This window comes from Anoxybacillus kestanbolensis (genome assembly GCF_001996285.1).
GTDB classification, from domain to species: Bacteria; Bacillota; Bacilli; order Bacillales; family Anoxybacillaceae; genus Anoxybacillus; species Anoxybacillus kestanbolensis_A.
This window is the reverse complement of record NZ_MQAD01000016.1, coordinates 21,160-27,432: the sequence shown is the minus strand read 5'-3', so window position 1 is coordinate 27,432 and position 6,273 is coordinate 21,160. Positions and strand designations below refer to the sequence as shown.

Here is a 6,273-nt window from a genome sequence, read left to right as displayed (position 1 = left end):
TGTTTCAACTTTATTCTTTTCGTACTTCCGCAATAGTCCTCGTCTTTTGCTTATTGTTGGGCAGAAGCATGACTTTGTACGTGCGAATCATCTTCTCCCAGCCCCTTTTTGACTTTTTTCACATAAAATGATCATCAGATTTTTATAAATATTTATACATTTATCATGAACAGTCAAAAGCCCCTTTATGTTTTTTATAGTGTATTCGTCACGATTGTAGTATGTTCACTAATGCTCGATCAACAGTTGGAAAGGAAAAACGATATCCTGCTTGAAGTAATTTTTCTGGGATGACACGCTGTCCTTCTAACACAAGCATGCTCATTTCCCCTAGCAATATTTTAAGCACAAAGGACGGAACAGGGAGCCAATGTGGGCGATGTAGTACTTTTGCGATCGTTTTTCCGAACTGTTCCATCGTCACAGGATGTGGGGCAGTAACGTTGATTGAACCCGATATGTTTTCATGCCGAATGGCAAAGTCGATGGCGCCAATGACGTCATTTATATGCACCCACGACATCCATTGTTTCCCGCTTCCGATCGTTCCACCAATAAACCATTTGTAAGGAAGAACGATGCGTGGAAGTGCTCCACCATTTTTACCTAAAATAATGCCAAACCGCATAAATACCGTGCGCACGCCAAGTGATTCAATGCGTCGCCCAGCTTCTTCCCATCGTTTCACGGTTTGAGCTAAAAAGTCTATCCCGATTGTTTCGCGACGTTCGGTAAATGTGTCATTAAGCGATGTGCCGTAAATACCGATGGCACTCGCTTGAATAACCACTTGCGGTTTTTTACTCATTTTTGTAATGAGTTCATATATGGCATGTGTCGCTTGTAATCGACTTTCCATAATTGCGCGCTTTCTCGTTTCGTTCCATCGTCCACTATTAATTGATTCACCAGCTAAGTTTATGATTATATCAATGGAAGGAAGTTGTTCATGAGGATTTGCGTCATCTGTTAACCATTGTACATAATGAATATACGGATCGTTCTCCCGTTTTTGTGCATTTCGCGTTAATATATACATATGATGTCCGTTTTGTGTAAAATATGCTGTTAACGCCTTACCTACAAATCCTGTTCCTCCAGCAATCAAAATATTCATTATTTTTCCCTCCTTTCCTTTATTATGCGTTGTTTGAAGAAAAAAAGAAAGAAAAGGTGTGTTTTCAAGATGTGGATTGAAAAAATTGAAGTGGATCGAAAAAATGTAGAACGTTTTTACGTTCATTTTGTGAAAGAAGATGGAGAGAAACAAATCATGTCTGTTGATCAAGACGTATTGATTGAGTATCGCCTAAAAAAAGGAATGACGGTAACAGAAGAGCAATGGATGGAAATGATGAAAAAAGATGATGAAAAACAAGCGTATAAGATGGCGCTTCGTTTTTTAGCTTACCGTATGCGCTCGAAACAAGAAGTTGTTGACTATTTGAAAAAAAGGGACATAGATGTTCGGACGATTGAACAAGTGATTGCAAAGCTACAACAGGAACGATATATAGACGATGAGCAATTTGCACATGCGTACGTGCAAACGCAAGTAAATACGACAATGAAAGGACCTTATGTGATTTATAAAGAGCTAATGGATAAAGGGATAAGTGAAGATGTGATCGCACAAGCGATGGAACGCTATACAGAGGATATGCAACGAGACAAAGCGATCAAGTGGGTGGAAAAAATAAATAAGCAATCGAAAAAACGGTCGCATCAAGAACAAAGAGCATACATTGCACAACTGTTGCATATGAAAGGTTTTCCTTCACATATTGTTGAAATGGCAAAACAGCATGTGACTGCAGATGATGGAACGGAATGGGAAGCGCTCATATATTACGGGGAAAAAGCACATCGCCGTTACGAAAAATATGATCGTTACACGTACGAACAAAAAATGAAGCAGGCACTATACCGAAAAGGTTTTTCGCTTTCGTTAATTGAACAGTTTTTAGAAAAGAAAAAGGAGGACTAACTCCTCCTACTCCACGATGATTTCAGCTTGTCGCTTATACTCATTAATAATTGTTTCGGCTACTTGTTTTGGTGAACGAAGGCGAGAGCGGTCTTGAATATGGTCGGAGTCATCCCAAAATGGTGTAGCCATGCCTCCCATATATACAGCAGTGACGGCGACGTTTGTGTTGGCGAGCTCTTTCACAAGACTTTCGCTAAATCCGCGCACAGCAAATTTACTTGCGACATATACACTTTCGTTTACTTTACCGCGCAAACCGGCTGTTGAAATAATGTTTATGATATTAGCTTGAGGTAGTGTTTTAAAATACGGAAGAAATGCTTTCGTCATATATATCGTGCCTTTGACGTTAATGTCAATTATTTCGTGAATATGTTGCTCCGTCATTTGTTCAAGTGGACCGAAATGACCCACGCCTGCATTGTTAACTAGCGTCGTTACATAATATGTACGACAAAGCGTTTCGGCTGCTTCGTGCACTTGTTCATAATTTGTAATATCAAGTGGAAAAACGATCGCTTTTCTTCCATATGATTCGATTTGCTGTTGAACAGATTGTAACGGCTCCTTTCTTCTCCCGACTAAAATGATGTCGTACCCCCGTTGTGCATATAAAAGGGCGAGTTCTTTTCCGAGACCTGTACCAGCTCCTGTAATAACAATATATTCCATTATTTTCATCCTTTCGTGTATGATACATTCACAATAATTTGGAAAGCGTATACATAAACAGGTGTCACGAAGTAGTCAAATGTTATTGTGAATATATGCACAAATATGTAGTATAATGTCTTATGTCATTATATTACAACAAAGAAAGGGGAACAATATGAGTTTTTTACAAGTCGTTACAGCTTCTACACCGGTATTAGCTGTCTTTCTTTTTCTCGTTTTATTGCGTTTACCAGCGGCAAAAGCGATGCCGATTAGCTTTTTGATCACTATCATTTTGTCGTTATTCGTTTGGAAGATGCCTAGTGTTCAAGTGGCAGCGGCAACGATTGAAGGTGTCATTGTAGCCATTTCAATTTTATGGATTATCTTCGGTGCCATTTTATTGTTAAATACGTTAACGAAAAGTGGGGCAATGGACGCGATTCGTAGCGGATTTTTAGGTATTACGCGTGACCGTCGCGTGCAAGTTATCATTATCGCATGGTTATTCGGTGCATTTATTGAAGGCGCAGCAGGATTTGGGACGCCTGCGGCGATTGGCGCCCCGCTTCTTGTTGCTTTAGGCTTTCCACCACTTGCAGCGGTTGTTGTTGCCCTTGTTGCAGATAGTAGCCCTGTGTCATTTGGTGCTGTCGGAACGCCAATTATTGTCGGGGTCGATCAAGGACTTCGTGAAGGAAACTCTGTTGCTGAACGAGTGCAACATGTCATCGGAACAGCGGATTTATCATCGTTTCTTCAAACGCTAGCAAAACAAGCAGTGTCGTTTGATATTATTATCGGTACGTTTATTCCACTTATTTTAGTGCTTATTTTAACGCGTTTTTTTGGTGAAAATCGTTCGTGGAAAGAAGGATTGGAAATTTGGAAATTTGCCTTATTTGCTGGGCTTAGTTTTACTGTTCCCGCATTTCTCGTTGCCTCTTTCCTTGGACCAGAATTTCCATCAATGATCGGAGGATTAATTGGTTTAGCGATCGTTGTGCCTGCGGCAAAAAAAGGATTTTTATTGCCGAAAGAGCCGTGGGATTTTAAGAAAACAGATGCGCACCAACATGTAACGAACGTGCAAAAAAGCGACATGCCGCTTTTGCTTGCGTGGATGCCGTATATTTTCGTTGCGATTATTTTAGTGTTGACACGTTTCCAAAACTTGCCGTTAAAAACGTGGCTTCGTTCAGTAAAAATACAATTTAACAACATTTTAGGAACGAACATTAGCACGTCGATTGAGCCATTATATTTGCCGGGAACGATTTTTCTTGTTGTCATTTTTATTACAATCTTTATGCATAAGATGAGACGAGAAGATGTTTTGGCGACGATGAAAGAATCGGCATATACACTCATCGGTAGTGCCATTGCGCTCGGTACAGCGGTGCCGATGGTTCGCATTTTCATTAATTCCGGTGTAAATGATGCTGGGCTTGCCAGCATGCCAATTGAGTTAGCGTCGATGGTCGCAGGGGCAGTTGGTGCCGCTTGGCCGCTAGTTGCTCCTTTAATTGGGGCGCTCGGTTCGTTCATTTCAGGAAGTGCGACGTTTAGTAATATGATGTTTTCTTTATTCCAATTTAGCGTTGCCGATCAAATTCAAGTGCCGCATCATATCGTCATCGCTGGGCAAATGTTAGGGGCAAATGCGGGGAATATGGTTTGTGTATTAAACGTTGTTGCTGCCGCTTCCGTCGTCGGTTTAGCTGGAAAAGAAGGGACAATTATTCGTATGACGCTCATTCCGATGCTTTATTACGTATTGATGACTGGAATATTTAGCCTTATTTTGATCTATGTATTTTAGGCTCACTTTATGATACGATGAACATGAAGTTGTCATAAAGTGGAGTGGGGAAAATGGATCAAAAAAGATATAGTGAAATGAGCGAAAGGGAATTAAAACAAGAGATCGCCATGTTAACGGAAAAAGCACGAAAAGCGGAACAAATGGGAATGGTGAACGAATACGCCGTATATGAGCGGAAAATTGCGATGGCGAAAGCATATTTATTAAACCCGAATGATTTCCAACCGGGAGAATTTTACGAAATTGAAGGAGATCCGCATTCGTTATTTAAACTTCAATATATGAATGGTGTGTTCGCATGGGGCTATCGTCTAAGTGATCCGAACACAGAAGTGGCGTTGCCTATTTCATTATTAAAGAAAAGAGGTTGACACGAGCGTCAACCTCTTTCTCATTAAATTTTCCGTTTGCTTACTTCAGAATGTAGAATCATTAAACTTTGCGATTGTTGTGTTTCACCGTTTACTTGCGCATGAGCGTGTTTCGGGTTCGCCCATGGTTGTGGGAAAGGATCGGAATAACGGTTATCATAAAATTTTTTACGCCAATGTTTACCCATTTTATTCCTCCTCGATGTCGCCACGTTGACTTGATGCGTGCATTCGTTCTTGAGGGTGCGTATTAATCGTGCCGTTTGCACGTTTTGATGCGTATTCCGCTTTTGCGCGTGGCTCGCCTTCTAATTTTTCGTTGTTTTGATTCGGAAATCCGCGTTCTTTATTGCTCAATGTTAGTCCCCCCAGACGTTCATTTCGTGCTTTCGAAGCACATATATAGTATTTGTCGACGAGGAGGCATTTACGCCTACTTTAGCTTGGAATAAGTTCTAGTTTTTTGCGTAATTTCTTTTCGCTAAAAATCCATCCCGTATAGGAACTAACAATATTTAAGTCACGGTCAAGTTGCACAACTGCAACGAACGGATAATAATCTTTACTTCGGTAACGCAAGTCGACGAAACGCACTTCATAATGATCGTCATATTCGTGAATTTCCCAACGATATACTGGTGAGAACGACAAAAAGGCAGCTAAATTTTCATCTTGTTTCGCTTTTTCAATGACCGGGATGTTTGGAACGGGACATTTTTCGAAAACGTCAAGCACATCAATCGCTCCGCTTTGTGCGCGCGCAACGTAAAAATGGGTCGAGGTCGTCACAGCTAAATGCCACTCATTCCATTTTATTGTCGGTACCGTAATAATTTGTTCGACATCCGAGAACATTTGTTTTAATTTTCGTTTGATCGCTTGTTGTTGACGGAAGCGAATGATATAGTAACCAATGAGCACGATATATACGGAAAGGAACGTATATCCCGCATGGTGTCCGCTCAGCCATAAGACGACGCCAGCTAAGTGAATGATAAAAATGAACGGGTCGAATGTATTGATGATACCGAGGGCGACCCATTTTTTTGAAAAAGGACGTAATGCTTGCGTGCCATACGAATTAAAAATGTCGACAAACACATGTAGACTAACGGCAATCCATGTCCAAAGCGCTACGTGAAAAAAGGACGTGTCATATACATAGAAAAGGGCGGCACTAATAAGCAACGTCCAAACAAACAAAGCTGGGATCGAATGTGTCATGCCACGATGATTACGAATATATTTTGCATTATTTTTTAATTTTAGAACAGTGTCGATATCAGGTGCTTGTGAGCCAGCGAGCGTGCCGATCAGTACGGCATGCGCAAGTGTCGGGTCGTTAGCAACTGCTGGATCGAATGTTGCTAATCCACCTAATGCAAAACCCATTAAAACGTGTGTACCTGTATCCAAATAAAAGGCCTCCTTTT

8 protein-coding genes are annotated in these 6,273 nt (G+C 40.9%); 3 read left to right on the top strand and 5 right to left on the bottom strand.

Annotated features, from left to right (window positions below; all coding sequences use genetic code 11):
• Positions 1 to 208 precede the first annotated feature (208 nt).
• On the bottom strand, positions 209 to 1,117 hold the full coding sequence (locus tag BO219_RS09850) for a TIGR01777 family oxidoreductase (RefSeq protein WP_077429400.1): 909 nt from the start codon (positions 1,115 to 1,117) through the stop codon (positions 209 to 211).
• Positions 1,118 to 1,186: 69 nt separating this feature from the next.
• On the opposite strand from BO219_RS09850, the gene recX reads away from it, so the two are divergent.
• The gene (recX, locus tag BO219_RS09845; protein ID WP_077429399.1) at positions 1,187 to 1,987 is read left to right on the top strand and encodes a recombination regulator RecX; all 801 of its coding nucleotides are present in this window, start codon (positions 1,187 to 1,189) and stop codon (positions 1,985 to 1,987) included.
• A 6-nt stretch (positions 1,988 to 1,993) separates the two neighbouring features.
• Here recX and BO219_RS09840 read toward each other — a convergent pair whose 3' ends face one another.
• The gene (locus BO219_RS09840) at positions 1,994 to 2,662 is read right to left on the bottom strand and encodes an SDR family NAD(P)-dependent oxidoreductase (RefSeq protein WP_198936682.1); all 669 of its coding nucleotides are present in this window, start codon (positions 2,660 to 2,662) and stop codon (positions 1,994 to 1,996) included.
• Between the two features lie 157 nt (positions 2,663 to 2,819).
• Here BO219_RS09840 and BO219_RS09835 point away from each other — a divergent pair, with 157 nt between their 5' ends.
• Together BO219_RS09835 and BO219_RS09830 are read left to right on the top strand one after the other, a co-directional pair.
• Positions 2,820 to 4,466 (top strand): L-lactate permease, encoded by a 1,647-nt coding sequence (locus tag BO219_RS09835; RefSeq protein ID WP_077429397.1) that lies wholly within the window; start codon positions 2,820 to 2,822, stop codon positions 4,464 to 4,466.
• Between the two features lie 44 nt (positions 4,467 to 4,510).
• Positions 4,511 to 4,840: a YfhH family protein gene (locus BO219_RS09830; RefSeq protein WP_006322045.1), complete on the top strand. Its 330-nt coding sequence runs from the start codon at positions 4,511 to 4,513 to the stop codon at positions 4,838 to 4,840.
• Between the two features lie 23 nt (positions 4,841 to 4,863).
• Here BO219_RS09830 and BO219_RS09825 read toward each other — a convergent pair whose 3' ends face one another.
• The 3 genes from BO219_RS09825 to BO219_RS09815 all read right to left on the bottom strand — a co-directional run bounded on the left by BO219_RS09825 (position 4,864) and on the right by BO219_RS09815 (position 6,256).
• Positions 4,864 to 5,028 carry a YpzG family protein gene (locus BO219_RS09825; protein WP_006322047.1) on the bottom strand — a complete coding sequence of 55 codons (165 nt, stop codon included), beginning with the start codon at positions 5,026 to 5,028 and terminating at the stop codon, positions 4,864 to 4,866.
• 1 nt (position 5,029) lies between these two features.
• Positions 5,030 to 5,197 (bottom strand): small, acid-soluble spore protein K, encoded by a 168-nt coding sequence (locus tag BO219_RS09820; RefSeq protein WP_006322049.1) that lies wholly within the window; start codon positions 5,195 to 5,197, stop codon positions 5,030 to 5,032.
• A gap of 81 nt (positions 5,198 to 5,278) precedes the next feature.
• Positions 5,279 to 6,256, bottom strand: a complete 978-nt coding sequence (locus BO219_RS09815) for a metal-dependent hydrolase (RefSeq protein ID WP_035020563.1) — start codon at positions 6,254 to 6,256, stop codon at positions 5,279 to 5,281.
• Positions 6,257 to 6,273 lie beyond the last annotated feature (17 nt).

What these genes read in the sequence shown, in the direction of transcription:
- recX (WP_077429399.1), top strand. Translation starts at nt 1,187, where the DNA reads ATGTGGATTGAAAAAATTGAAGTGGATCGAAAAAATGTAGAACGTTTT.
- BO219_RS09825 (WP_006322047.1), bottom strand. Translation starts at nt 5,028, where the DNA reads ATGGGTAAACATTGGCGTAAAAAATTTTATGATAACCGTTATTCCGAT.
- BO219_RS09835 (WP_077429397.1), top strand. Translation starts at nt 2,820, where the DNA reads ATGAGTTTTTTACAAGTCGTTACAGCTTCTACACCGGTATTAGCTGTC.
- BO219_RS09840 (WP_198936682.1), bottom strand. Translation starts at nt 2,662, where the DNA reads ATGGAATATATTGTTATTACAGGAGCTGGTACAGGTCTCGGAAAAGAA.
- BO219_RS09850 (WP_077429400.1), bottom strand. Translation starts at nt 1,117, where the DNA reads ATGAATATTTTGATTGCTGGAGGAACAGGATTTGTAGGTAAGGCGTTA.